This is a genomic window from Bartonella sp. CL25QHWL (genome assembly GCF_042195335.1).
Classification (GTDB): domain Bacteria; phylum Pseudomonadota; class Alphaproteobacteria; order Rhizobiales; family Rhizobiaceae; genus Bartonella.
In genome coordinates this window covers 1-249 of the sequence record NZ_JBHIOE010000046.1, presented here as the reverse complement: position 1 = coordinate 249, position 249 = coordinate 1, and the positions used below count along the sequence as shown (strand labels likewise).

Sequence of the window (249 nt, the reverse complement as noted above, 5' to 3'; positions counted from 1 at the left end):
ATCACCCTCACGCCCCTTAAAACCGTAGAACCTTTTGTCATCCGCGTTGATAATTCAACCGGCATCACTGAAGTCGTAGAAGCCTTAAAAGAAGGTCCAACAAACGTCGACGAAGCCATCACACGCTATTTTGCAGCAAAATATGTCCGCTTCCGTGAAGGTTTCGTCGTAGAAGAAACACAAAATAACTTCGAAACCATCTCTCTCCTCTCTTCACCTGAAGAACGAGAAAGATTTGCTGGATGGTAC

General features: G+C 45.0%; 1 protein-coding gene. It reads left to right on the top strand.

Annotation, left to right across the window (positions count from 1 at the left end; translation table 11 throughout):
• A partial coding sequence (locus tag ACFILY_RS09270; protein WP_375673349.1) for a VirB8/TrbF family protein occupies positions 1-249 on the top strand: 249 nt, incomplete at both ends.